This window comes from Pedococcus sp. P2_D9 (assembly GCF_056404275.1).
On record NZ_JBFUEI010000001.1, the window covers coordinates 12,807 to 37,613 of the forward strand.

Here is a 24,807-nt window from a genome sequence, read left to right on the forward strand (position 1 = left end):
CTGCCTCGGCTCACAGACCGAGGCGGTGGCCACCCGCATAGACCGTCAGGCGCGGGGGGCGGGCGAAACCCACGAGCGTCAGCCCGGACTCCGTAGCCAGCTCTGCGGCCAGCGACGAGGGTGCGGACACCGCGACCAGGGCGGGCAGCCCGGCCATCACGGCCTTCTGGACCAGCTCGAAGCTCGCCCGCCCGCTCACGACGAGGACGTGCCCGGTCAAGGGCAGCAGCCCCTCACGACCGGCCCAGCCGACCACCTTGTCGACGGCGTTGTGGCGCCCGACGTCCTCACGCACGACGAGGGGTTCGCCATCGGCGGTGAAGATCCCCGCCGCGTGCAGCCCGCCCGTCCTGTCGAAGACCTTCTGCCGGGTCCGCAGCGTTTCGGGGAGGCCAGCCACGACGACGGGTGACAGCCGCAGCGGGTCGTCGCCGACGGCATACGGGCTGCTCGCGGTGATGGCGTCGATGCTGGTCTTGCCGCACACGCCGCAGGCGCTGCTCTGGTAGCCCGAGCGGGCGACGCGTCCGAGGTTGGGCACGACGCCGGGTGCCAGCGTCACGTCGACCACGTTGTAGGTGGGGGAGCCGGACTCGTCCTCGTCGAGGCAGTGCATGAGGCGGAGGACCTGGTCGGCCCGGCGCAGCACCCCTTCGGTGAGCAGGTTGCCCAGTGCCAGGTCGAAGTCGTCACCCGGCGTGCGCATCGTGACGGTGACCGAGGTGCCGGCCACGCGGATCTCGAGGGGTTCCTCGACGGCGAGGGTGTCCGGTCGCGCCGTCGACCGGACCCCGTCCGAGGTCACCTCGACCCGGAGCGCCGGCGTCCGTCTCGTCACCCGTCCCACGCGAGCAATGTATGTCGCGGACCCGAGCCTCTCACCGGCGGATAGGTTGGGAACGTGAGCGACGCCCCCATCGAACAGTCCCCGTCCCCCGATGAGGTCCGCCTCTTCGGCGACACCGGTATGCCGTGGCGGCCCGTCTCGCCGAAGCTCGCCACCGCGCGGCTGCTCGTCCTGTCGGTGTTCCTCGTTCCGCCACTGCTGGCCCTGCTGGCGCTCGCGGTGTTCGTGTGGACGTGGTTCTGGGTGGGAGCCGTGGTCCTCGCAGTCGCCCTCGCCTTCGGTGCCTGGCTGATCAGTCGGCAGGTCCCTGCGATCACGTGGGCCGAAGGTGCGGAGGAGCTGGTGGTCCGCCGCGGTCGGATGTTCCGGACCCTGGTGAGCGTGCCCTACGGCCGGCTGCAGTTCGTCGACGTGCAGTCCGGTCCGCTGGGGCGGCGGTTCGGCATGGCCACCGTCGAGCTGCACACCGCCTCGCCCCAGAGCGGCGGCCAGATCCCGGGGCTGCCCACGGCCGAGGCCGAGGCCCTCAGGGAGCGGCTCGCGGCCCGGGGCGAGTCCCAGCGGGCTGGCCTGTGAGCGCTGTCGAGCCGACGCCGGTCCCGGCGTCGGAGCCGGCTCCCGAGACCGGATGGCGGCACCTGCACCCCCTCTCACCATTGCTCAAGGGCGGTATCGCGTTCGTCGCCGTGCTGGCCTACGTCGTGTCGCAGCAGGCGGACTCGTTCTTCGGCGCGCAGCGGGACGACCCCACGCAAGGCCACCTGGGCTGGGCCGCGATCGGCGTCCTCGTCGTCCTGCTCGGGATCATCGCGGGCGCCTGGGTGTCCTGGCGGTTCTCCCGATTCCGGGTCGCCGACACCCTCATCGAGCTGCGGACCGGCGTGGTCTACCGCCAGCACCGGCAGGTGCGGTTCGACCGGATCCAGGCCGTCGACCTGGGGCGGCCGTTACTGGCTCGCCTGACGGGACTGTCCGAGGTCGTGGTCCAGTCCGCGGGTGGCAAGGACTCGCACCTCAAGCTGTCCTTCCTCACCGACGCCCAGGCCCAACAGGTGCGAGAGCAGCTGATGGCCCTCGCGGGACGCAGCGACGAGGTCGGCGCACCCTCGGTCGCACCGCCGAGCGGAACGCGCGAGTGGGGCGGAGCCCACCTGTCTGACGAGGACTACGCCGACCTGCCGGCGCCGGCGCCCGTCGGCCAGCGCATCCTCGCGATCCCGAACTCCCGCATCCTGCAGTCCATCCTCTACACCGGCCCCGGGGCGGTCATCCTGCTCGCGGTACCCGCGCTCGTGGTCTCGGTGGCGCTCGGCGTGCCGGAGATGGTGGCCTGGCTCGGCCCGATGACCTTTGCGGTGGGCACGTCCCACCTCAAGCGACTCATCCAGGAGTGCAACTTCGAGCTGCTCCAGCAGGGCGACCGGCTCCGGATCCGGCACGGCCTCACCGACCTGCGGACCACCACGGTGCCGCTGCACCGCATCCAGGCGGTCGAGGTGAGCCAGTCGCTGCCATGGCGGCTGACCGGCTGGTGGCGGATCAAGGTCAACGTCGCCGGGGCGGGCACCGGCGACGACGTCACCCAGACGGTGCTGATGCCGGTCGGCAACCGACAGGAAGCCCTCCACGTCCTCGCTCTCGTGCACCCCGGCATACCTCCGGCAGCGGCCCTCGCCGCGCTGGAAGGGGAGGGCACGGCAGAGGGGTTCGTCACCGCCAGCAGGCGAGCGATGCCACTCGATCCCCTGAGCTGGCGACGCCAGGGGTATGCCGTGGTGCCCGGAGGCCTCCTCACCCGCCGCGGCGCGTGGTACCGCGCGGCCCAGTTCGTGCCGCACGCGCGCATCCAGTCGCTGAAGGTGGAGCAGGGGCCGGTGCAACGCCGTCGCGGCGTGGCGACGGTCAAGCTGCTCTCGACCGTGGGCCCGGTCTCACCGGTCGTCGCCCACCTCGACGAGCCCGAGGCGGTCCGCCTGCTTGCCGAGCAGGTGGTCCGCTCGGGCCGAGCCCGCCAGCGGGCCCAGCAGGTCTAGCCGGTCTAGCCGGTCCTAACCGGTCGCGTGGGGGAGTGCTGATCGGCCATATGCCCGACCCCAACCTTGTCCACGCGGTGGGAATGTGTGCGTTTTCCGCCGACTCGGTTGAAAATCCCGGCTCAACCCGATGGACTTACCCGCAACTGACCGCCTCGAGGGATGGAGAAGGGTGTGACCACGCCAGCGCGCTCCGCGCTGCAAGCATCGGTGGGCCGACTCGGCCTCACCGCAGGACAGGTGATCCAGGAGTTCGGCTACGACTCCGACGTCGATGACGACTTCCGCTTCGCCATCGAGGATCACACCGGCACCGAGCTCGAGGACGAGGAGTACCAGGACGTCGCCGACGCCTCGCTCATCTGGTGGCGGCAGGACGACGGAGACCTCGTCGATGCCGTCGTCGACGCCCTGACCAACCTGGGAGAGGGCGGCTCGGTCGTCGTCCTCACGCTGAAGTCGGGTCGTCCCGGCCACGTCGAGGCGAGCGACATCGAGGAAGCCGCGACCACCGCGGGTCTGCACACCTCGGGCACCGTCAACGCCTGCGACGACTGGACGGCCACCAGGCTGGTCGCCCCCAAGACCGGTCGGCGTTGACGTCGCTGGCAGACTGCCGGGCATGACCTCACCCTTGGCTGTCGGGGCTGCGGCCCCGGACTTCACCCTCAGGGACCAGAACGGCCAGGAGTTCTCCCTCGCGCAGTTCCGCGGCGCCAAGAACGTCGTCCTGGTGTTCTACCCCTTCGCGTTCTCCGGCATCTGCACCGGTGAGCTGTGCGAGATCCGTGACGACCTCGGCGGCTTCGTCGCCGACGACGTGCAGGTGCTCGCCGTCTCCTGCGACCACATGTTCAGCCAGCGCGCCTGGGCCGACAAGGAGGGCTACTTCTTCCCCCTCCTGTCGGACTTCTGGCCGCACGGCGGCGTGGCGCAGAGCTACGGCGTCTTCAACGAGCAGGCCGGTGCGGCGGTGCGCGGCACGTTCCTGGTCGACACCGGTGGGGTGATCCGGTGGTCGCTGGTCAACGAGATCGGCCAGGCCCGCGACTTCACCGGTTACCACTCGGCGCTGGCCGAGCTGCGCGGCTGACTATCCCCTCCCGGGCGGCGGGTGGCTGTTTCGCCCCCCTGCGCTAGTCCCAACGGATGAAGAGGGCGGACATACCGGGCGATAGCGGTTGGACGAGCCCCCTTTGCGGTTACCCTGCGTCGGTGCTGGGGAGTCACGACAGTCAGTCAGGGGTGAGCAGTCGGTGGTCTTGACCACGACCGGGATGCAGGCGTTGCGGGGCCTGTCGGAGCTGATGAACCGCGCCAGCGGCCAGGAGAGCCTTCAGGACGTGCTCGACCTGATCGTCGAGGGCGCGGCCGACGTCGTGGGCTTTCGTGTGGCCGCCGTCAGCCTGGTGCAGCCCGACGGCGACCTCGAGGTCGTTGCCGTGGGCGGTGACCCGGGTGCGCGCCGCGAGCTGATGGGCCGACGCACCCCCCGCGGCCTGGTGGAGGCCGAGTTCGAGATCGCCGAGAAGTGGGGCACCCTGCGGTTCGTACCGGCGGACCGGTTGCCGACGACCTCGCAGCCCGGCTGGGTGGCAGAGGGGTGGGATGTCTCCGCGATCGGGGAGCCGGACTCCTGGGACCCCCTCGACACGCTGCTCGCGCCCTTCTACGACGTCGCCGGCACGTGGCTGGGCATGATCACCGTCGACCTTCCGCTCAGTGGCAAGCGCCCCGACGAGGTGCAGCAGGCGCTGCTCGAGGTCTTCGCCAACCAGGCAGGCATCGCCATCAACGGAGCTCGACAGCGACTCGCGCTGACCGAGCAGGCGCGCCTCGCCGCCGCGGTGCACACCGTCGCCCGGATCTCCCAGGAAGTCCTGGACCCGGCTCGCGCCGTGGAAGCCGTCGTCGAACCCGTGTTGGAGGGTCTGAAGGGGTCCGCGATCTGGGTGCGCACGTTCGGCCGCGAGAACGACCCGGCCGACGGCAGCGTCGTCGCCCACTTCGGACACGGCTCCGACAGCGCCCCCGCGGAGGTCCTCAACCTGGTGCGGAGGGTGGCCCAGCAGTGCTGGCGACGGCGGACTGCCGCGCTGGTGCGTGCGGGTTCGACTCACCCCCATGGACTGCTGACCGAGGAGGAAGTTGCCACGATGCTCGCCTTCACGGCGCCCTTCGGCGGCGGGGCCTGGATGCTCGCACCCATCGGGGCGGGCCGTGAGTGCCTGGGCCACCTCGTCATCACCCGCTCGGCCCAGGAACCGACCTGGAGCGACGCGGAGGCCGCCTCGGCGCTGGAGATGGGCCGGGACATCGGACGGGCCATCGTCAACGCGCGGCTGCTCGAGCTGGAGCGCCGCCTGGTTGACCGGTTGCGCCAGTCCGACCGCGCGAAGACGGACCTGTTCGCCACGGTGGCGCACGAGCTGAAGAACCCCCTCACCTCCATCGTCGGCCACCTGGAGCTGCTGCATGACGACCCGACGACGGACAGCGACTGGTCGCTGGGGGTCATGGAGCGCAACACCCACCGGCTGCAGGCCCTGGTCAACGACCTGCTCACCCTGTCGAAAGTCAGTGACCCGGATCGCCCTCTCGTCAGCAGCCAGGTGGACCTGGCCGGGCTGACCCGCGATGCGATGGACATGTTCCTGCCGGGCGCCGAACAGCGCGGCATCCGCCTGACCAGCGACCTGTCCGACGGGGTCGCGGTGGTCACCGGCAGCGCCGACGAGCTGGCGCGGGTGGTCGACAACCTCGTGAGCAACGCGGTGAAGTTCAGCCCTGACCACGGAGAGGTGCGGCTGAGCACCCGGCGAGACAGCGACAGCGTGGTCCTGCTCTGCACCGACGACGGGCTGGGCATCTCCACCGAGGACCAGCAGTCCCTGTTCACCGAGTTCTTCCGGAGCACCAACCCCGTCGCCCTCCAGGTCCCCGGCACCGGTCTGGGCCTGAGCATCGTCGCCCGGATCATCGCGCGCCACGGCGGCTCCATCAGCGTGGAGTCCGAACTGGGCAGCGGCACGACCTTCGAGGTGGCCCTCCCCGCCGCGTGACACCCCTTGGGGAAGGAGCACCGGCATGATTTCTCGGTTCCGGCAGGTAAATTCTTCGTCTGACCCCCTCCGAACAGGACGTTGTGTTGCGGTGGCGTGGGGTGGCGCCACAACCTGACAGAATGTCGACCGCAGTCCGAACGCGGCGCCCTGCGCCGGCCGTGACGACGCGGGCCTGTAGCTCAGTTGGTAGAGCGCCACGTTTACACCGTGGATGTCGTCGGTTCGAGCCCGGCCGGGCCCACATGCACACCACCCTGGCTGCCGTCGTCCGTGTGCTTGATGACCTCTACCCGCCGTCGACGGCACAGTCGTGGGACCAGGTCGGGCTGGTGGCCGGCGACCTCACCCAACCGGTGCGGCGGATCCACTTCGCCGTCGACCCCACGCTGGCGGTCATCGAGGAGGCGCGCGCCCTCGGCGCGGACCTCCTGGTGACGCACCACCCGCTGCTGCTGCGCGGCATACACAGTGTGGCCACGTCGGGCGCCAAGGGCGCCAGTGTCACGGCGCTCGTGGTCCACGACATCGCGTTGTACGTCGCACACACCAACGCCGACGTCGCCTCGCCGGGCGTCAACGACGCCCTCGCCCAGGCGTGCGGCCTCAGCGACGTCGAGCCGCTCGCCGTCGTCGAGGGACAGCCACTGGGGCGGGTCGGACGGCTCACCGCGCCGGTGTCGCTGGCCGAGTTCACCAGGTCCCTGTATGCCGCCCTGCCGCCCTCCGCGGGCGGGCTTCGGGTGGCCGGCCCGGCCGATGCCACGGTCCAGCGGGTCGCCGTAATGGGCGGCGCCGGCGACGACCTGTTCGACCACGTGAGGGCGAGCGGTGCCGACGTCTACGTCACGGCCGACCTGCGCCACCACCCGGTCCTCGAGGCCCGCGAGGAGTCCAGGGGAGGTCCGCCCTACCTCGTCGACGCAGGTCACTGGGCCACCGAGTCGCTCTGGCTCGCGCGTGCTGCCGAGCGCGTGCGGACGGCGGTTGCGGAGGCCGGCCCGGAGGCCCCTAAGGTGGAGACCCACATCTCAACACTGCGCACCGACCCGTGGGACTTCGTGGTCGGAGCCGAATCGCCCGCTGGGCCTGGAGGTACGTCCTGAAAGCCGACCCGTCCCGTCAATGGCGACTGCTCGACCTGCAGGCGATCGACACCCGTCTCGACCAGATCGCGCACGCCCGCAAGAGCCTGCCCGAGCACGCGGTGCTGGCCGACCTCCAGACCAAGGCCGCGGGCCTCGACTCCCTGCTGGTGCGGGCTCGGACCGAGCTCGGCGACATCCAGCGCGAGATCGCCAAGGCGGAGGCCGACGTGCAGCTCGTCCGAGACCGGGCGGCCCGCGACCGAGCCCGGCTGGACTCCGGCACCGGCTCGGCCAAGGACCTGCAGGCGATCCAGCACGAGCTCGAGTCCCTGGTTCGTCGACAGTCCGAGCTGGAGGATGTCGAGATCGAGGTCATGGAGCGCGCCGAGGACGCCGAGTCCGCCGTCTCGCAGCTCGACGTCGAGCACGCCACGCTAGCCGCGCAGATCACCGCGGCCACCGAGGCGAGGGATGCCGCTCTGGCCGACCTCGAGCACGAGGCCACCAAGGTGGCCGCCCCACGCGCCGACATCGTGGCCGGCGTGGGCGACGACCTCGTCGCGCTGTACGAGAAGATCCGCGTCCAGAGCGGCGGCCTCGCGGCGGCGGCGCTGCGACAGCGTCGGTGCGGCGGGTGCCAGCTCGAGCTCAACAACGTGGACATGAACCGCATCAAGGCGGCGCCCGCGGACGAGCTGCTGCGCTGCGAGGAGTGCCGGCGCATCCTCGTGCGCACGGCCGAGTCCGGCATCTGAGCCGTGCCGTCGACCCGACGTGCGCTCGTCATCGAGGCTGACGGTGGCTCAAGGGGCAACCCCGGGGTCGCCGGGTACGGCGCCCTCGTGCGAGACCCTGTCACAGGGCGGGTGCTGTGGGAGGGCGCCGCGCCACTGGGCAAGGAGTCCAACAACGTCGCGGAGTACTCCGGCCTCATCGCCGGGCTGAAGGCGGTCCTGCGGATCGACGCAGGCGCGGACGTGGACGCGCGGATGGACTCCAAGCTCGTCGTCGAGCAGATGGCCGGACGCTGGAAGATCAAGCACCCGGACATGCGCATGCTCGCGCTCGAGGCCCGTGACCTGGCCGCCCAGATCAGCGCGGCGGGTGGGTCGGTGTCGTTCACGTGGATCCCACGCGAGCAGAACAAGGACGCGGACGCCCTGTCCAACGACGGCATGGACGGGCGGACCATCGACCGCATGCTGGGGGAGGGCGGTGCCGGCGGCGAGACCGGGGGCGACGCTGTCGACGGGGTGGTCGACGAGGTGGTCGACGAGGTGGTCGACGAGCTGATCGACCCCGAACCCAGTCCGGCAGCCACCGGGCCCTGGCAGGGCACCCCGACCCGGATCGTGCTGGTGCGCCACGGCGTCACCGAGTTCACGGTCGCCTCACACCTCGACGGCCGGGGCGGAGCCGACCCCTCGCTCAACACTGTCGGCCAGGCCCAGGCGGCAGCCGCAGGACGGGCCACCGCACACCTCCTTGGCGGCGCACCGGCACGCCTGGTCACGTCATCGCTGGCGCGGGCGCGCGAGACGGGTGCCGCCGTGGCCGAGGCGATCGGGGTCACGACGCTGGTCGACGCGGACTGGGACGAGCAGGACTTCGGTGACTGGGACGGCGCCAGCATCCCCGACCTGGTCCGCGACCACCCGGGTGAGCTGGCTGCCATGCGTGAGGACCCGGCATACGCCCGTCCGGGCGGGGAGTCGCACGACCAGCTGGCCGCGCGAGTCGTCGCCGCCTTCGACCGGGTGGTCGCCGCGGGCGGCACCACGGTGGTGGTCTGCCACCGCAAGCCGATCATGTGCGTGCTCGCCCACGTCCTGGGCATCCCGCACGACAAGGTGTGGCGCCTCGCTGCCGCCCCGGGGTCGCTGACCGCGCTGGAGGTCTGGCCCGACGGCAACGTCTCGGTCGCGTTCACCAACCGCACCTGAGGCCATCCCCGCCCGGGGCGGTCCACGACGTGGGCTGCCCGTCTCGCCATGTGGCGTGAGTTCTAGGCTGGCGCCATGAGCGCTGAGTCCATCACCTACGCCGGTGACGTCGCCCCCGAGGATGCGTATGCCGCGTTGGCGGCGGAGGAGGACGCCGTCCTCGTCGACGTGCGAACCACCGCGGAGTGGAGCTATGTCGGGCTGCCGGACCTTTCGCCGATCGGCAAACGGGTGGTCTGCGTCGAGTGGCAGCGCTATCCCGACGGTGCCCTCAACGGTGACTTCGTCGAGCAGCTGCAGGACGCAGGGCTGCCCGACGGGGCGCCGATCTACTTCATCTGCCGCTCCGGCGTGCGATCCATCGCCGCGGCGGAGGCCGCGACCAAGGCTGGCCTCGGGCCGGCGTACAACGTGCTCGAGGGCTTTGAGGGACCGCACGACGAGCACGGCCACCGCGTGGTTGCGGGCTGGAAGAATGCTGGTCTGCCGTGGCGGCAGGGGTGAGCAACGTGACGCCGAACCCGTTGTCGCAGAGCGGATTCCGCCCTGACACCATCGCCGTGCGCGGCGGTCTCAACCGGAGCAACTTCGACGAGACCGCCGAGGCGCTCTACCTCACGTCCGGCTTCGTCTACGAGAGCGCGGAGCAGGCCGAGGCGGCCTTCAAGGACGAGGTCGACCACTTCATCTACTCGCGCTACGGCAATCCCACGGTCACGATGTTCGAGCAGCGGCTGCGCGAGCTCGAGGGGGCGGAGGCGTGTTTCGCGACGGCGTCCGGGATGTCGGCAGTGTTCGTGGCGCTGGCCGCCCTGCTCGGCAGTGGCGACCGGGTCGTGTCGTCGCGCGGGCTGTTCGGGTCGTGCTTCGTCATCCTCGACGAGATCCTGCCGCGCTGGGGCGTCGAGACCGTCTTCGTCGACGGACCGGACCTCGACCAGTGGCGTGAGGCCCTGTCCGAGCCGACCCAGGCGGTCTTCTTCGAGACCCCCAGCAACCCGATGCAGGAGCTGGTGGACATGCGCGCGGTGTCGGACCTCGCTCACGCAGCCGGCGCCCAGGTCGTCGTCGACAACGTCTTCGGCACCCCGGTGTTCTCCAAGCCGCTCGAGCACGGTGCCGACATCGTCGTCTACTCGGCCACCAAGCACATCGACGGCCAGGGCCGCACGCTTGGTGGGGCAGTGCTCGGGACCGCCGAGTTCGTCGACGGTCCCGTCAAGAACCTGATGCGGCACACGGGTCCCTCGATGTCGCCGTTCAACGCCTGGGTCCTCGTCAAGGGGCTGGAGACCCTGTCCCTGCGGGTTGAGAAGCAGGCTGCCAACGCCCTGGCCGTCGCGGAGGCGCTCGAGACCCACCCCAGGGTGTCGAAGGTGCTCTATCCGTGGCTGCCGTCGTTCCCGCAGCACGAGCTGGCCCGTCGGCAGATGCTCGGTGGAGGGACCGTGGTGACCTTCGAGCTCGATGGGGGCAAGGCCGAGGCGTTCGCCCTGCTCAACGCACTGCGGGTGGTCGACATCAGCAACAACCTGGGGGACGCCAAGTCGATGGTCACGCATCCGGCCACCACCACCCACCGCCGGCTCACGCCGGAGGCGCGCGCCGCGGTCGGGATCACCGACGGCACGGTGCGCATCTCGGTCGGGCTCGAGGACGTGCAGGACGTCATCGAGGACCTCATCCGCGGACTGGGCTGAGCGACCACTGACCGGAGCCGGTCCGGGCTCGGTGGTCAGTGACGGCGGCGGAAGTGTGGTTCTAGCTGCGGCCAGGTCGCGGCGAACCTCGCCAGCGCACGGTCCCGGGCAGAGTTCTCCACCTCGAACAGCAGGACGTAGGCCGCGATCCTGGCCGGGTCGCGCTCGTCGGCAGCCAGCCCGCGGAGCAGCCCGATGCTGACCACCGCGTCGTGGTGCTCGCCCAGGACCTCCTGCACCGTCTTGGCTTCTGCGGCGCCCGCCACGATGCGCGACCCGCACGAGGTGCCGAGCGCGTCGCAGGCGTAGCGCAGCCGGCGGAGCGACTTGCGCACCTCGTGCAGTGCCTCGTCGCGCAGGTGCTCATCCCGAGCGGCCAGGTATGCCGCGTGGCGCCGCTGCGTGCGGTGCCACACCTGCCGGACGGCCCGGCGCAGCTCCCGCCGCCGGGGTCGCGGGGTGGCCATCGCGCCGGCCGCCGCGAGGGCCGGCGAGAGGGCGGCGAACCGAGGTGAGTCCAGGGCCGTGCGCAGGTCGGTCGTCGCCCGCGCCAGCCCTTCGGCCAGCGCCTGCTCGACGGGAGCGGGCACCTCGTGCTCTGCCGGCAACCTCGTCGCGAGGACCTCGGCGTCCCGGAACGCCCCGAGCTCGGAGCTGAGCCAGGACAGCTCACGCCCCATGCCGACACCATCGGGGATGGCCAGTGCGTCGCCGAACGACGTCAGGCAGGCCGAGGCCCGGCGGGCGGTGGTCCGCATCTGGTGCGCGGCGTCAGGCGTCCCGGCGACGACCGTCGGTGCCAGCTCGTCCAACCGAGCCGCCAGGTCGCGCAGGTACCGTCCGACGTCGCGACCTGCATGCGGGTTCATGCGCCAGTTCTACCGGACGAGCCGCTGGACTCCGGTTGAGCCCCGTGACAGGCCACCCGCGACTGCCTGGGTCAGGCCGCGATCACGAGCGCACCGAAGGCCAGTCCGGCGGAGACGACGGCGCAGAGCAGGCCTTGGGCCGCAAGTGACTTCATCGAGAGGTGCACGCCGCGCGCCCGGCACCGCTGCGCCCAGAGCAGGGTGGCAAGCGAAGCCCAGGGGGTGACCAGTGGTGCGACGTTGACGCCGATCAGGAGCGCCATCAAGCGTGCCGGCGCGTCGGAGGTCACCGACTCGAGCGCGATGTAGGCGGGCAGGTTGTTGACCGCGTTGGCGGCCAGAGCGCCCACACCCGCCACCCGTGCTAGGTCGCCGGCGGACGTGCCCTCGCCCGCCAGGGCCGCCAGTGCGGGCTGGAGCCCGAGCTGGAGGGCTGCGTCGATGACGACGAACAGTGCCGCGACGGCCAGGGCCATCCGCCACGGGACCGCGAGCCGGCGAACGAGGTCGCGGTTGCGACCCCAGGCGGCGACCACGAGCACCAGCGCGGCGGTCGACGCCACCCAGGCCGGGGACAGGCCGACGGCGAAGAGGGGACCGACCGCCACACAGACGGCGGCCGCGACGCGCAGCAGCACCTGGTCGTGCGGATCGGGAGGGGCATCGGGCAGGTAGCGCCCGCTCAGCTCGCGGCGATGAAGGGCGTAGAGCACCGCGACGGTGCCCAGCACGGCCGCTACGGCGGGCAGGGCCGCCAGTCGCACATATCCCACGTGGCCTACCCCCAGCAGTGCGAAGTGGTGCAGGGCCAACAGGTTGGTGAGGTTGGAGACGGGCAGCAGCAGGCTGGCGGTGTTGGCGATCCACAACGTCGTCAGCGCGAACGGGACCGGGGAGATCTTCAGTTGCGCGGCAATGGCCAGGCCCACGGGGGTGAGCAGCACCGCTGTCGTGTCGAGGCTCAGCACGACGGTGCACCCGACCGCGACGAGCACGAACAGCAGCCACAGCACCGGCGTCCGATGGCGTCCGGCACGCGAGGCCCAGTGACCAGCAACATCGAAAACCCCTGCTGCATCAGCTATCTCGGCCACCACCGTGATCGCGACGAAGAAGATGAGCACGGGCAGCACCCGCGCGAGGACGTCGCCGAGCTCGGCGACGTTCACTGGCGGTGCACCGCGGTCACGTGCGCGCGGTGGCGTCGATGACCCAGGGGCGCCCTGGCTTCGTCGGCTCCTCGACGGTCACGGCGAAGGCGTCGCCGAGCACGTCGGCGAGCTGAGGCACCCGACGGACGTCACGACCGACCCGGCACAGCTCGCGAGCCACCAGCCCGCGAGTGTGCTTGGCCATGTGGGTGGCGCCGGGCACCCGTACCTGCACCCAGCGCTCGGCGAGGTCGCCCTGGGGAGTCCACGCCGCGGCATACGTGCTGGAGCGGCAGTCGACCACGACGCCACGGCCGGCTGCCTCCGTGAGCACGCGGCCCAGCTCCGGCTTCCACGCGCTGGCGAGGGGACCCACACCGGGCAGGTTCACGGCCATCGAAAGCCGGTAGGGGGCGATCGCGTCGGTGGGGCGCACTGCGCCGTAGAGCGCCGAGACGACGACGAGCCAGCGGTTCGCCCGGCGTTTCGCGGCGCCGTCGAGGGAGGCGTAGTCGAGCGCGTCGTAGAGCACCCCGGAGTAGACCCGCGAGGCCGGCATCGCCGGTGCCGTGTGCAGCACGAGGTTGCGGGCGATCTCGGTCGTGAGGTTGGGGCTGACGCCGAGCGTGGCGGCCGCGTCGGCGTGTGCGCTGACCGTGGCGACGGCCTCGGCGACGGACAGGCGGGTGGCGGCGAGCTCGGGGAACGACAGGTGCTCGGCGACGACCGACCGTCCGCGGGCGCGGCCCGTCTTCGACTCCGACGGAGGCAGCAGGATCAGCACGGGCCCAGCCTAGGTGTCGACGTGCGTCGGTCCGGTGAGGGTCACCCGCGCAGGCGTCTGGATAGGTTGGCTCCATGCCCATGCGCCGCATTCACGTTCAGCAGCCCCAGGCCGACAAGGCCGTCGCACAGTCCGCGGAGCTGGTCGCCCGGTTCACCGCGATCCGGGCCGAGCTCGACGTGCCCGAGGCGTTCCCGCCGGAGGTCGAGGCCGAGGCGGCCGCAGCCGCGGCTTCGCCGGAGCTGCCGCAGCGGGACGAGACGGCGGTCGCCTTCCTCACCATCGACCCGCCCGGGTCGATGGACCTCGACCAGGCGTTGCACATCGAGCGCGACGGTGACGGCTACCGCGTGAGGTATGCCATCGCCGACGTACCGGCCTTCGTGAGGTCGGGGGGTGCCGTAGATGCGGAGACCCGTAGGCGTGGCCAGACGGTCTATGCGCCGGACAAGCGAACTCCGTTGCACCCCACCGCGTTGAGCGAGGGCGCAGCCAGTCTGCTGGCAGGGCAGACGCGTCCGGCCTTCGTCTGGGACATGCGGCTCGATGCCGCTGCCGAGGGTGTCGCCGTCGAGGTCTACCGGGCCATGGTGAGGAGCACCGACCGGCTCGACTACGAAGGAGTTCAGAAGGCCATCGACGACGGCTCGGCCGACGAGCGCCTGGTGCTCCTCAAGGAGGTCGGAGGCAAGCGCATCGAGCTCGAGCGCCGTCGTGGGGGTGCGAGCCTGCCCATGCCCGAGCAGGAGGTCGAGGAGGACGACCAGGGGCACTACCGGATCGGCTTCCGTCCGCCACTGGAGGTCGAGGACTGGAACGCCCAGATCTCGCTGATGACCGGTATGGCGGCCGCGGAGCTGATGACGAAGGCGAAGGTCGGCATCCTGCGCACCATGCCCGCGCCGGACCAGAACGCCGTGGGTCGGTTCCGTCACGCGAGCCGGGCCCTGGGCGTCGAGTGGCAGGAGGGGACGGCCTACGGCGAGTTCCTGCGCACCCTCGACCGCACCAACCCCAAGCACCTGGCGCTGATCCACGAGGCGACCTCCCTGTTCCGCGGCGCCGGCTACACGCCGTTCGACGGCGACGTGCCGGAGGAGTCCGGGCACGCCGCAGTCGCCGCTCCCTATGCGCACGTCACGGCCCCGCTTCGTCGTCTGGTGGACCGGTTCGGGCTGGCCATCTGCGCGGCGCTGAGCGCCGGTGAGGAGGTGCCCCAGTGGGCGCGCGAGGCGCTGCCGTCGCTGCCCGACGTCATGGCCGCCTCGGACAAGGTCGCCCACGGTGTCGAGCGGGCGTGTGCCGACGCCGTCGAGGCCGCCGCCCTGGAGGACCGCGTGGGTGAGGTGTTCGACGCGATGGTGGTCGACAAGCGCGAGAAGGGTGGCGCGGTCGTGCAGGTCCAGGACCCCGCTGTGCTCGCGAACGCCGACGGTCAGAACCAGCTCGGCACGTGGGTGAAGGTCAAGCTGACCGAGGCCACCGTCGCGACCGGCACCGTCCGGTTCGAGATCGTCCGCTAGGACCCGCCCCGGCCCCCCGACCCCACCCGCCCGTCACCCGACGACCACGGTCCGGCGGCGTGAGTGGTGTGTTGTCCAGTTCGAGCAGGACGGGTCAGGTGCTGCTCGCTGCAACGCAAACCGTGGTCGTCCGCCGACGACCCACCCGGGCGAGGGACGTTCGAGGTATGCCGCGTGGCGGGCCACGCGGCATACCTGCCCTATCCTTGGCGACGGATGAGTCGGTCAGGCGGTCGCGTCGGTGAGCAATCACCGCCGAGGAACGTCCGGGCTCCACAGGGCAAGGTGGTGGCTAACGGCCACCCGGGGTGACCCGCGGGACAGTGCCACAGAGAACAGACCGCCACGGTGAACCATCCGGCTCCGGCCGGACAGGCACCGCGGTAAGGGTGAAACGGTGGTGTAAGAGACCACCAGCGGGCCAGGTGACTGGTTCGGCTAGGTAAACCCCACCTGGAGCAAGCTCAGACAGTGCGCGTTCGAGGGCGGCCCGCCCGAGTGCACGGGTAGGGCGCTGGAGGCAGTCGGCAACGGCTGTCCTAGATGGATGACCGTCTCCTGCTGGCCGGTAACGGCCAGCGGTGACAGAACCCGGCGTATCGACCGACTCATCCACCCACTCGAGGACGAAACGGTGACCCTCAGCGCACCTGGGGCACGCGGGTGAGGCCATACCTCAATTGTCCTGCTCCCTTTGGTGTAGACCCGAGGTCCTGACAATTGCGACGATCTTGGGCAGCCGCGAAGGGGGCCGATGATCATCCAGCTCGCTACGCAGCGGCGACGCGCAATAGGCGTGTCAGCCGCGCCCGTCCTCATGCTCGGGTTCCTGGTCGCCGCGCTCGCCCCCGCCGCGGACGCCGCCACGGCCCAGATCAGCAACCTGCGACTGACGTCCATCACAACGACGACGGCGGGTATCGCCTGGGACACCGACATCGCGTCGGACACCCAGGTCGCCTACGGCGCCACGACGGCCTACGGCTCGACCACCACGCTCAACACGGCCAAGGTCACCAGCCACGTCGCAAGTCTCACCGGTCTCGGTGCCAACCGCATTTACCACTACCAGGCCCGGAGCAGGGATGCAGCCGGGGACCTGGCGACGTCGACCGACCGCTCCTTCACGACCCCACTGGGCTCGACGAGTCCCGGCACCAGCACCGACTCCGGCGACTCGAACACCATTAACAGCACTCGCTTCACCACGGTCGCCGGGGGAACGATCACTTCGATGTCGGCCTACGTCGGCGGTGTGGACGCAACCCTGGCTCGACGCAGCTTCCAGATGGCGGTCTACACCGCGAACGGCTCGATCCCCGGCACCCTCGTCGCGAATAGCGCCACCGGCACGCTCGTGGCCAACTCGTGGAACACAGTGGCCCTCACGGCGACCCTGGCACCGGCCACGAGCTACTTTTTCGCCTTCAACACCAACGGTTCCAGCTCGTCGGTCAACAACCTCAAGTACGTCAACAACGGGACCAGCGGCTGGAGCAGCGCAGGACAGGCCTTCGGCGCGTGGCCGAGCAGCTTCGGCGCCTTCTCGACCCAGGCCGTGACCTTCTCGATGTATGCGACTTTCGCCACCGACACGACCCCGCCCACGGTCGCACTCACGGCGCCCGCCAACGGCACGACGGTCTCCGGCATCTCGACGGTGACGGCGAACGCCACCGACGACTCCGCTGTCGCGGCCGTCCAGTTCAGGTTGGGCGGGTCGAACCTGGGAGCCACGGACACCACGGCTCCATACGCCGTCGCCTGGGACACCCGCTCGCTCCTCAGCGGACCGCAGACCCTGACGGCGGTCGCCACTGACACCGCGGGGCTCTCCACCACGAGCGCCCCGATCACCGTCCAGGTCAGCAACCCGGCCCGGGTCTCGGTCCTGCAACCGACGACAGGGTCGACGGTGGCGGGGACGGACGTCACGGTGCGGTACGCGAAGACCGGTGACTGGGTGGCCGGGGATGGCAAGCACGTCCACCTCCAGCTCGACGGTGGCGCGACGAAGATGGACTTCGACGCCGACGGCGACCAGACCTACACACTCACCGGGGTGCCAGGCGGCTCGCACCAGCTCACTGCGGTCGTCGCAGACGGCTCACACGTCGAGCAGCCCGGGTCGGGAGAGTCGGTCTCGTTCACCTCCACCGCCCCAGACACCGTCCCGCCCGCGGTGGCCATGACCGCACCCGTGGACGGCGCCAGTGTGCAGGGCCTCGTAGGCCTGGCGGCGGACGCCTCCGACGACGTGGGGGTGGTGGGCGTGCAGTTCCTCCTCGACGGCGCCGTGCTGGGCGCTGAGGACACCGTCGCTCCGTATGCCGCGTCGTGGGACACGACCACCGCTCCCAATGGGCCACACTCGCTCACCGCCAGGGCCCGGGACTCGGTGAACACGACGACGTCGACCGCGGTCAGCGTCACGGTTGCCAACACCGACCCCCGCGCCAGGGTGGGGGAGTGGGGCCCGGTGACGGGCTGGCCCCTGGTGGCGGTCCACGCCACCCTGCTGCACACCGGCGAGGTCCTCATGTGGGACGCCTGGGAGCTGCCGACTGCCCAGGCCAAGCTGTGGAACCCGACGACCAACGTCTTCACGAACGTGCCAGTGGGCGCCGGTCTGTTCTGCGCAGGACAGGCCACTGACGCCGACGGCAGGCTGATCGTGATGGGTGGCCACAACGGTGGGGAGGTCGGCATCAAGAACGTCTACTCTTTCGACCCCGTCACCCGGGCGTGGACCCGCAAGGCCGACATGCAGTACGCACGCTGGTACCCCAGCGTCACCCAGCTGCCCGACGGTCGGATGGTCACGTTCAGTGGGCAGATCACCTCGGGCAACTACGCCAACACCCCCGAGATGTTCGACCCCGCCAGCGGTCAGAGCTCGACCCTGCCGATCGCGACGCCCCAGCTGAGGGAGATCCAGTACCCGCAGACCTCGGTCCTGCCCAACGGCAAGCTGCTGGTGATCTCCACCGAGCAGGGTGGCGTGATGATCTTCGACCCCGTCACCAACGCGTGGACCCAGGCAGGAACGACCCAGGTCCCGTACGGCGTCTGGACCTCGTTCGCCCCCGGCAAGTACCTCATCACGGGTGGTGGGACGACCTTCGACAGCTACAACCCCTCCACGCCCGGGCCTTCGCAGAGGACGGCGCGCGTCCTCGACATGACCAACGGCTCACCGGTCTGGAGCGACGCGAGCCCGATGGCGAACGCGAGGTCCTTCCACAACGTCACGATGCTGCCCACAGGGCAGGCGCTGGCGGTAGGCGGCTCGACCGTGGTCAACGACTACTCCTCCACCGGCACCCAGACGGCCGAGCTGTGGGACCCGGTGTCTACGACGTGGACCTCGATGGCCAGTCCGGCCAGGCCGAGGATGTACCACTCGGTGTCCATGTTGATGCCCGACGGGCGCGTGCTGTCGGCCGGTGGTGGCCGACTCGCACCGGCGCCCGACCAGCTCAACATGCAGATGTACTCCCCGCCCTACCTGTTCAAGGGGGCCCGGCCCACCATTGCCAACCTCCCGGCCACGATGGGCTACAGCTCCAGCGTCGACCTCGTCAGCCCGGAGGCCGCCGACATAGCCAAGGTGAGCCTGGTGAGCCTCGCGTCGGTGACCCACACGGCCGACTGGAACCAGCACTTCGTCGACCTGCCATTCACCCGTTCCGGCGACACCCTCACGGTCAGCACTCCGGCCGGCGCCAACCTCGCCACGCCCAACTACTACATGGTCTTCGCCGTCAACGCCGCCGGCGTGCCGTCGGTGGCCAAGATCGTCAAGCTCGGTAGCCCCGACGAGACCGGCCCGGTCATCTCCGCGGAGCAGACCAGCGGCGTGACTGCCGCATCCGCGACGGTCTCGTGGACCACCAACGAACCGGCCGACTCGCAGGTCGAGTACGGCCTGACCGCGGCCTTCGGCAGCGCCACCACGCGCGACGCGACGTTGTCGACGAGCCACCTGCAGACCCTCACCGGACTGTCGAGCGGGACGACCTACTACTTCCGGGTCCGCAGCGCGGACGCCGCAGGCAACGTGACGCTGGGGTCCACCCGCACCCTGACCACGGTTGCGCCCGACTCGGTGGCGCCGACCGTCTCGGTCACCGCACCCTCGGCCGGGGCGATCGTCTCGGGGACGGTGTCGCTCGCGGCGACGGCCACCGATGACGTCGGCGTCGTGGGGGTCCAGTTCAAGGTCGACGGTGGCCCCGTCGGCGCTGAGGACACGACCAGCCCGTATGCCGCGTCGTGGACGTCGCAGTCGGTCGGAAACGGCTCGCACACCGTGACAGCCGTGGCGCGGGATGCTGCCGGGAACGTCACGACGTCGAGCCCCGTGACTGTGACGGTGAGCAACTCGGCGTCGACCGGACTGGTGGCCGCCTACGGGTTCAACGAGGGGTCGGGAGCGACCTTCTCGGACGGTTCGGGCAACGGCAACAAAGGGTCGATCTTCCAGGCGACGTGGACCACCGCCGGGAAGTTCGGCAGCGCGTTGTCGTTCGACGGCACGAACGACTACGCCACGATCCCTGACGCGCCCAGCCTGGACCTAGCAACCGGGATGACCCTCGAGGCGTGGGTTCGTCCCACCGCGTCGACCAGCTGGCGGACGGTGCTCCTCAAGGAGAACGCAGGGGTCGAGCTGACCTACTCGCTCTACAGCGCGTCCGGCACGAACCGCCCCTCGGCCTGGGTGTCCGTCAACGGGGGGTCGGTGTCCTCGATCGGCACCAAGGCAGTCACGCTGAGCACGTGGACCCACCTTGCCGCAACCTACGACGGCGCCCGGCTGAAGATCTACACGAACGCGGTGCTGCAGACCGACAGGCCCTACACAGGGTCGATTGCCACCACCGCGGACCCACTCAAGATCGGAGGCAACGCCGTCTGGGGTGAGTACTTCGCCGGGCAGATCGACGAGGTGCGCGTGTACAACAAGGCGCTCACCGTCGCCCAGATCCAGGCCGACATGGCCGCGGCGCTCTGACATGCCGCGGTTCCGTGCCGTCCGGGGTGCGCGGGCAGTCGCCGTGGCCGCCCTCCTCGTGCTGGGGTTCCCGGCCACGGCGCACGCCCACAGCGGCACGTACGACATGAAGTTCGTCGACGGGTCCAACCTCGTCCTCGTCACCTTCAACACGCACCAGCCCCTCTCGGGCCTGGCGATCGTCCACAACATCCGGTTGTACGACCTCGCGGGGGCGCCGATTTCCTACCAGGAGGCCAAGGTCGAGGTGCACGCCCGAGGACGGACTGCTGGGATCACCCTGCGCGGCCACACCCTCCTCGAGGAGCAGACGCTCCCACTGAGCTCCAACGGCGACAGCTCGATGACCTACACCTACCCGCGCTCAGGCGCCTACACCCTTGTGGTCACGTTCTGGTCCGGTGGGCGACGGATCTCCCACGGGGATTTCGCGATCGACGTGGGACAGGGCGCCTCGACGGGAGGGCTGTCCGGGCTGAAGCTGCCGCAGACCGTGGCCGCCTTCCTCCTTGGGTTGGCGTGCCACCACCTGGTGACTCGGCGGAAGGTCGCCGCTGCGGTGCAGGCCTGAGGCCTGCCGCCTACGGTGGGAGGCATGCGGATCACCCACCTCGGCCACGMCAGCCTGCTCGTCGAGATCGCCGACGTGCGCATCCTGCTCGACCCCGGGGGCTGGTCGCCCGGCGCCCACGAGCAGCGCGACGTCGACGCCGTGCTCGTGACCCACCAGCACCCGGACCACCTCGACCAAGAGCGCTTCCCCGAGCTCCTGAAGGCCAATCCTCGCGCCCAGGTCCTTGCCGACCCGGACACCGCGAAACTGTTGCAGGACAGCGGCTTCGACGTCGTCGCCTTCGGTCCCGGCGACCGTGCTGGAGTCGGTTCGGCCACCGTGGCGGGCGTGGGGGAGCTGCACGCCCTGATCCACGAGGACATTCCTCGGATCCACAACACCGGCATGCGGATCAGCGCCGACGGTGAGCCGACGTTCTTCCACCCCGGCGACGCGCTCGACGCGGAGCCGGCTGGCGTCGAGGTCCTCGCCTTCCCCCTCAACGCCCCCTGGCAGCGCAGCCGGGAGATGACGGCCTTCCTGCGGCGGATCGCGGCTCCCCATGCGATCCCGATCCACGACGCCCTGCTCAGCCGTGTCGGACGGGCCCTCTACCTCGGCCAGGCGGGGAACCTCGGGTCGAGGGACACCCGGATCCACGACCTCGCCGGGGGAGAGCCCCGGGAGTTCGACGCCGGGTGAGGTTCCAGCCTGCGAGTCGGATTTGGATGTTAGGTTAGCCTCACCTACTCTCCTTCCGTGCCCAAGAACTCCAAGGCCGCCAAGGGGACGAAGGTCGCCAAGGCGAAGAAGAAGTGCTGCAAGGACAAGCCGCGCTGTGCGGAGTGTCCGGTGGTGCTCATGCGCCTGGAGAAGATGGGCTACGCCGAGCGCGACGCCGACAAGCCGCGCCGCTACGTGGTCGACAAATCGGTCCCAAAGAAGGCAATGCTCGTCGCGCGACAGCGGTGAAAGGTTAGCGTCGACACCATGTCGGACCCGCAGACCACCCCCGAGCCCGCCGTGGGGTCCTCCACGGTGACGACCCGTGCGCCCGAGGTCGCTCTGGCCCTGCGTGGCCTGACCAAGCGCTTCGGCGCGACCACCGCCGTCGACGGTCTGGACCTCGACGTGCCGCGCGGGTCCTTCTACGGGCTGGTCGGTCCCAACGGCGCCGGCAAGACCACGACGTTGTCGATGGCCACAGGGTTGTTGCGTCCCGATGCGGGCAGTGCGCACGTCCTCGGCACCGACGTGTGGGCCGATCCCGTCGGCGCCAAGTCCCAGATCGGCATCCTCCCGGACGGCCTTCGCCTCTTCGACCGCCTGACCGGCCTTCAGCTCGTGACGTATGCCGGCCTGTTGCGGGGCATGGATCGTGACCTCGTCGTCGAGCGGACCGGGGAGCTGCTGGCCGCACTGGGGCTGACCGAGGCGGCCGGGAAGCTGGTCATCGACTACTCCGCGGGCATGACCAAGAAGATCACCCTCGCCTGCGCGCTGGTCCACGCTCCCCGGCTGCTCGTCCTGGACGAGCCCTTCGAGGCCGTGGACCCGGTGTCCGCTCGCACGATCCGTCGCATCCTCGAGGACTTCGCCGCCAACGGCGGCACGGTCGTCCTGTCGAGCCACGTGATGGACCTCGTCGAGCGGATCTGCACCGACGTGGCGATAATCGCCGTCGGTGTCGTCCGCGCCTCGGGCACCCTCGACGAGGTGCGTGGCGACGCGAGCCTGGAGGACCGCTTCCTCGACCTGGTCGGCGGCAACACCGACGTGGAGGGCCTGGCGTGGTTGCGCACCTCCTCCGACTGAAGCTCGACCTCCTTCGCAACGGGCTGCGCCGAAGCACGGCCGCCATCGTGGGGATGGTCGTCGGAGTGCTCTACGGCGGTGGCTTCGTGGTGGCGGGGCTCGCCGGGATGGTCACGCTGCGTGCTCAGGGAGACGTCGACCTGGCGCGCACGGCGGTGGTGGTTGCCGGATCGGCAGTGGTGGCCGGCTGGGCCCTCCTCCCGGTCCTGCTGTTCGGGATCGACCCCACGCTGGACCCCACTCGTTTCGCCACCTTCGCCGTGCGCGAACGCACCCTGGCCCTCGGTCTCGCGCTCACCGCACTGGTCGGGCTGCCGGGCATCGCCACCACCGTCCTGGTGCTGGGCAGCGTGGTGGCGGGTTCTCGGTCGGTCGCGGCCACCCTGGCGGCGCTCATCGGAGGTGTCCTCGGTCTGGCCACCTGCGTCCTGCTCAGCCGGATCGTCACTGCTGCCTCGTCAGCGGTGCTCGGAACCCGGCGCGGCCGGGATGTGGCCGGCGTGGCCGGCCTGCTCTTCCTTCTCAGCGTCGGCCCGATCGTTGGTGGGCTCAGCGACGGTGGCCTCGACCGAGCCACCGTCGACCGACTCGCCGACGTGCTGGCCCGGACGCCGCTGGGCTGGGCGTGGGCGCCCGCTGGTGACCTCGCCCTCGGGCTCTGGGGTACCGGGTTGACCCGCCTCGCGCTGGCGGCCGCCCTGTGCCTCGGGCTGCTGGTGGTGTGGGAACGGCTGCTCATCTCGGTCCTGCGCAACCCCCGGGCGACCTCCGGCGACGGCGGCGCGGTGTCCGGAGGACTGGGGTTGTTCGCCCGACTGCCCGGCACGCCGATGGGTGCCATCGCGGCGCGAGCCGGCACCTACTGGCTCCGCGACCCGCGCTTCAACATGCCGGCCGTCATGACGATCCTGCTCCCTGCGGGGTTGCTCATCCCCGGCATCGGGTCCGGTTCCAAGCTGGCCCTGCTCGCCATGCCGCTCGCCTCGGCCTACCTCATCGGCTGGGGACAGCACAACGACGTGGGCTACGACTCCACGGCCTTCTGGATGCACGTCGCCTCCGGCGTCGATGGGGTCAGCGACCGGCTGGGACGGCTGCTTCCGTCAGGGTTGATGGCGGTCGTCTGCGTCCCCACGTATGCCGTGCTGGGACCGGTGTTCGGCGCGCCCTGGAGGTTGTTGCCCGCCACCTTCGGCGTGGGATGTGCCTTGGCGCTCAACGGCTTTGCGGTGGCCTGCGTGACCAGCGCGGTGAAGCAGTACGGCGTACCTGCGCCCGGGGAGAACCCGTTCACGAGCCGTCCGGGGTCGACGGGCGTCACCCTCGGGGTGCAGGCGGTCTGCGGCGCCGCCGTGTTCGCGCTCTCCATCCCCGCGCTGGTCCTGGGTGTGCTGGCCCTGGTCGGCTGGCAGTGGGCGGCGTGGACGGTGCTGGTGGTCGGACCGGCGCTGGGGGTGGTGGCGCTGGCCGTGGGGACCCGGATGGGTGCGGACCTGTTCCGCCGACGTCAGGCCATCCTGCTCCAGGACCTCATCTCGATGCGCTGACCGGCGGCCGGCGAGACGTGGGCCCGGCCCGGGCGGCCGCGCACCTTGTGGGCTGCGTGGGGTCGGCGCTACTTGTGGGCTGCGAGGGGTCTGCGCTATTTGTTGGCCGCGAGGTGGGCCGCCCCGATGATGCCGGCCTTGTTCTCGAGCGTGGCGGGCACGATCGGGGTCTTCAGCGTGAGCAGGGGAAGGAACTGCGCGGCGTCCTTGGACACGCCGCCCCCTACGACGATGAGGTCCGGCCACAGGAGCGCCTCGAGGTGGCTGTAGTAGCGCTGCAGCCGCTTGGCCCACTCCGGATAGCTCAGCCCTTCCCGGTCCTTGATCGAGGAGGCGGCGCGCGTCTCCGCGTCGTAGCCGTCGATCTCGAGGTGGCCCAGCTCGGAGTTGGGGATGAGGACCCCGTCGTGGATCAGTGCGGTTCCGATGCCGGTGCCCAGGGTCGTCATCACGACGAGTCCCTTCTGGCCCTTGGCGGCGCCGTAGTGGAGCTCGGCGACCCCGGCTGCGTCCGCGTCGTTCACCAGGATGATGTCGTGGGCGAGCACCTTCTCGAGCATCGGCTCCGCGTCGAAGTCGAGCCACCCCTTGTCGATGTTGGCGGCCGAACGGACCACGCCATGGGTCACGACACCGGGGATGGTGACTCCGATGGGGGAGTCGCCGCGGACGGCGTCGAAGTGGTCGACGATCTGGTCGATGACCAGGGCCACCGCCTCCGGTGTCGACGCCAGGGGAGTGTCGATCCGCATCCGCTTGGCCGCGAAGGCCCCCTTGGACAGGTCGACGGGCGCCCCCTTGATGCCGCTGCCGCCCACGTCGATCCCCAACGGGAGCCCGTGCTTGGCCTGCTTGGCTTCCTTCGCCATCGGTCC

The 24,807-nt window shown here is 70.5% G+C and carries 22 protein-coding genes, 1 tRNA gene and 1 other RNA gene; 19 read left to right on the forward strand and 5 right to left on the reverse strand.

What is annotated here, in order from left to right:
• Nucleotides 1-10: 10 nt before the first annotated feature.
• Entirely contained in the window at nucleotides 11-838 is an 828-nt protein-coding gene (gene fdhD / locus AC1DXJ_RS00065; RefSeq protein WP_477631989.1) for a formate dehydrogenase accessory sulfurtransferase FdhD, read from the reverse strand.
• A 63-nt stretch (nucleotides 839-901) separates the two neighbouring features.
• Between fdhD and AC1DXJ_RS00070 the strand changes: the two genes are divergently transcribed.
• From AC1DXJ_RS00070 to AC1DXJ_RS00120, 11 genes are all read left to right on the forward strand, one after another.
• Nucleotides 902-1,423, forward strand: coding sequence for a PH domain-containing protein (locus AC1DXJ_RS00070; RefSeq protein ID WP_477612611.1), 522 nt, complete (start codon nucleotides 902-904; stop codon nucleotides 1,421-1,423).
• Complete coding sequence (locus AC1DXJ_RS00075) at nucleotides 1,420-2,880, forward strand: PH domain-containing protein (protein WP_477631990.1); 1,461 nt, start codon at nucleotides 1,420-1,422, stop codon at nucleotides 2,878-2,880. The genes AC1DXJ_RS00070 and AC1DXJ_RS00075 overlap by 4 nt, the downstream gene beginning before the upstream one ends.
• Nucleotides 2,881-3,054: 174 nt before the next feature.
• Nucleotides 3,055-3,480, forward strand: coding sequence for a DUF3052 domain-containing protein (locus AC1DXJ_RS00080; RefSeq protein ID WP_477612613.1), 426 nt, complete (start codon nucleotides 3,055-3,057; stop codon nucleotides 3,478-3,480).
• A gap of 22 nt (nucleotides 3,481-3,502) precedes the next feature.
• Nucleotides 3,503-3,973, forward strand: coding sequence for a peroxiredoxin (locus tag AC1DXJ_RS00085; protein ID WP_477631991.1), 471 nt, complete (start codon nucleotides 3,503-3,505; stop codon nucleotides 3,971-3,973).
• A gap of 169 nt (nucleotides 3,974-4,142) precedes the next feature.
• Complete coding sequence (locus AC1DXJ_RS00090; RefSeq protein WP_477636095.1) at nucleotides 4,143-5,942, forward strand: ATP-binding protein; 1,800 nt, start codon at nucleotides 4,143-4,145, stop codon at nucleotides 5,940-5,942.
• 171 nt (nucleotides 5,943-6,113) lie between these two features.
• Nucleotides 6,114-6,186: transfer RNA gene (locus tag AC1DXJ_RS00095), tRNA-Val, on the forward strand.
• Between the two features lies 1 nt (nucleotide 6,187).
• Nucleotides 6,188-7,048 (forward strand): Nif3-like dinuclear metal center hexameric protein, encoded by an 861-nt coding sequence (locus AC1DXJ_RS00100; RefSeq protein WP_477636096.1) that lies wholly within the window; start codon nucleotides 6,188-6,190, stop codon nucleotides 7,046-7,048.
• The gene (locus AC1DXJ_RS00105; protein WP_477636097.1) at nucleotides 6,994-7,785 is read left to right on the forward strand and encodes a zinc ribbon domain-containing protein; all 792 of its coding nucleotides are present in this window, start codon (nucleotides 6,994-6,996) and stop codon (nucleotides 7,783-7,785) included. The genes AC1DXJ_RS00100 and AC1DXJ_RS00105 overlap by 55 nt, the downstream gene beginning before the upstream one ends.
• Before the next feature lie 3 nt (nucleotides 7,786-7,788).
• Entirely contained in the window at nucleotides 7,789-8,973 is a 1,185-nt protein-coding gene (locus tag AC1DXJ_RS00110; protein WP_477636098.1) for a bifunctional RNase H/acid phosphatase, read from the forward strand.
• 75 nt (nucleotides 8,974-9,048) lie between these two features.
• Entirely contained in the window at nucleotides 9,049-9,477 is a 429-nt protein-coding gene (locus AC1DXJ_RS00115) for a rhodanese-like domain-containing protein (RefSeq protein ID WP_477612619.1), read from the forward strand.
• A gap of 5 nt (nucleotides 9,478-9,482) precedes the next feature.
• Nucleotides 9,483-10,673 carry an O-succinylhomoserine sulfhydrylase gene (locus tag AC1DXJ_RS00120; protein WP_477636298.1) on the forward strand — a complete coding sequence of 397 codons (1,191 nt, stop codon included), beginning with the start codon at nucleotides 9,483-9,485 and terminating at the stop codon, nucleotides 10,671-10,673.
• A gap of 35 nt (nucleotides 10,674-10,708) precedes the next feature.
• Here AC1DXJ_RS00120 and AC1DXJ_RS00125 read toward each other — a convergent pair whose 3' ends face one another.
• From AC1DXJ_RS00125 to AC1DXJ_RS00135, 3 genes are all read right to left on the reverse strand, one after another.
• Nucleotides 10,709-11,542, reverse strand: a complete 834-nt coding sequence (locus AC1DXJ_RS00125) for a CHAD domain-containing protein (protein WP_477636099.1) — start codon at nucleotides 11,540-11,542, stop codon at nucleotides 10,709-10,711.
• Between the two features lie 71 nt (nucleotides 11,543-11,613).
• Nucleotides 11,614-12,711: an SLC13 family permease gene (locus AC1DXJ_RS00130; protein WP_477636100.1), complete on the reverse strand. Its 1,098-nt coding sequence runs from the start codon at nucleotides 12,709-12,711 to the stop codon at nucleotides 11,614-11,616.
• Nucleotides 12,712-12,727: 16 nt separating this feature from the next.
• Nucleotides 12,728-13,477, reverse strand: a complete 750-nt coding sequence (locus tag AC1DXJ_RS00135; protein ID WP_477636101.1) for a YaaA family protein — start codon at nucleotides 13,475-13,477, stop codon at nucleotides 12,728-12,730.
• A 74-nt stretch (nucleotides 13,478-13,551) separates the two neighbouring features.
• Between AC1DXJ_RS00135 and AC1DXJ_RS00140 the strand changes: the two genes are divergently transcribed.
• From AC1DXJ_RS00140 to AC1DXJ_RS00175, 8 genes are all read left to right on the forward strand, one after another.
• Nucleotides 13,552-15,000, forward strand: a complete 1,449-nt coding sequence (locus AC1DXJ_RS00140) for an RNB domain-containing ribonuclease (protein ID WP_477636102.1) — start codon at nucleotides 13,552-13,554, stop codon at nucleotides 14,998-15,000.
• 217 nt (nucleotides 15,001-15,217) lie between these two features.
• Nucleotides 15,218-15,615, forward strand: an RNA gene (gene rnpB / locus AC1DXJ_RS00145) — RNase P RNA component class A.
• 139 nt (nucleotides 15,616-15,754) lie between these two features.
• Nucleotides 15,755-20,017, forward strand: a complete 4,263-nt coding sequence (locus AC1DXJ_RS00150) for an Ig-like domain-containing protein (protein ID WP_477636103.1) — start codon at nucleotides 15,755-15,757, stop codon at nucleotides 20,015-20,017.
• Between the two features lies 1 nt (nucleotide 20,018).
• Entirely contained in the window at nucleotides 20,019-20,588 is a 570-nt protein-coding gene (locus AC1DXJ_RS00155; RefSeq protein ID WP_477636104.1) for a hypothetical protein, read from the forward strand.
• A gap of 24 nt (nucleotides 20,589-20,612) precedes the next feature.
• Nucleotides 20,613-21,272: an MBL fold metallo-hydrolase gene (locus tag AC1DXJ_RS00160; protein ID WP_477636105.1), complete on the forward strand. Its 660-nt coding sequence runs from the start codon at nucleotides 20,613-20,615 to the stop codon at nucleotides 21,270-21,272.
• Nucleotides 21,273-21,329: 57 nt separating this feature from the next.
• Nucleotides 21,330-21,542, forward strand: coding sequence for a hypothetical protein (locus AC1DXJ_RS00165; protein WP_477636106.1), 213 nt, complete (start codon nucleotides 21,330-21,332; stop codon nucleotides 21,540-21,542).
• A gap of 18 nt (nucleotides 21,543-21,560) precedes the next feature.
• Entirely contained in the window at nucleotides 21,561-22,385 is an 825-nt protein-coding gene (locus AC1DXJ_RS00170; RefSeq protein WP_477612626.1) for an ABC transporter ATP-binding protein, read from the forward strand.
• Nucleotides 22,361-23,932: a hypothetical protein gene (locus tag AC1DXJ_RS00175; RefSeq protein ID WP_477636107.1), complete on the forward strand. Its 1,572-nt coding sequence runs from the start codon at nucleotides 22,361-22,363 to the stop codon at nucleotides 23,930-23,932. Before AC1DXJ_RS00170 ends, AC1DXJ_RS00175 begins: the two co-directional genes overlap by 25 nt.
• A gap of 95 nt (nucleotides 23,933-24,027) precedes the next feature.
• Here the strand turns inward: AC1DXJ_RS00175 and ppgK are convergent, their stop codons facing one another.
• The gene (gene ppgK, locus AC1DXJ_RS00180) at nucleotides 24,028-24,801 is read right to left on the reverse strand and encodes a polyphosphate--glucose phosphotransferase (RefSeq protein ID WP_477636108.1); all 774 of its coding nucleotides are present in this window, start codon (nucleotides 24,799-24,801) and stop codon (nucleotides 24,028-24,030) included.
• Between the last annotated feature and the right edge of the window lie 6 nt (nucleotides 24,802-24,807).

Excerpts from the sequence above, each read along its gene's own strand:
- AC1DXJ_RS00125 (WP_477636099.1), bottom strand. The coding sequence starts at position 11,542 with ATGAACCCGCATGCAGGTCGCGACGTCGGACGGTACCTGCGCGACCTG.
- AC1DXJ_RS00155 (WP_477636104.1), top strand. The coding sequence starts at position 20,019 with ATGCCGCGGTTCCGTGCCGTCCGGGGTGCGCGGGCAGTCGCCGTGGCC.
- AC1DXJ_RS00140 (WP_477636102.1), top strand. The coding sequence starts at position 13,552 with ATGCCCATGCGCCGCATTCACGTTCAGCAGCCCCAGGCCGACAAGGCC.
- AC1DXJ_RS00085 (WP_477631991.1), top strand. The coding sequence starts at position 3,503 with ATGACCTCACCCTTGGCTGTCGGGGCTGCGGCCCCGGACTTCACCCTC.
- AC1DXJ_RS00115 (WP_477612619.1), top strand. The coding sequence starts at position 9,049 with ATGAGCGCTGAGTCCATCACCTACGCCGGTGACGTCGCCCCCGAGGAT.
- AC1DXJ_RS00170 (WP_477612626.1), top strand. The coding sequence starts at position 21,561 with ATGTCGGACCCGCAGACCACCCCCGAGCCCGCCGTGGGGTCCTCCACG.
- AC1DXJ_RS00100 (WP_477636096.1), top strand. The coding sequence starts at position 6,188 with ATGCACACCACCCTGGCTGCCGTCGTCCGTGTGCTTGATGACCTCTAC.
- ppgK (WP_477636108.1), bottom strand. The coding sequence starts at position 24,801 with ATGGCGAAGGAAGCCAAGCAGGCCAAGCACGGGCTCCCGTTGGGGATC.
- AC1DXJ_RS00150 (WP_477636103.1), top strand. The coding sequence starts at position 15,755 with ATGATCATCCAGCTCGCTACGCAGCGGCGACGCGCAATAGGCGTGTCA.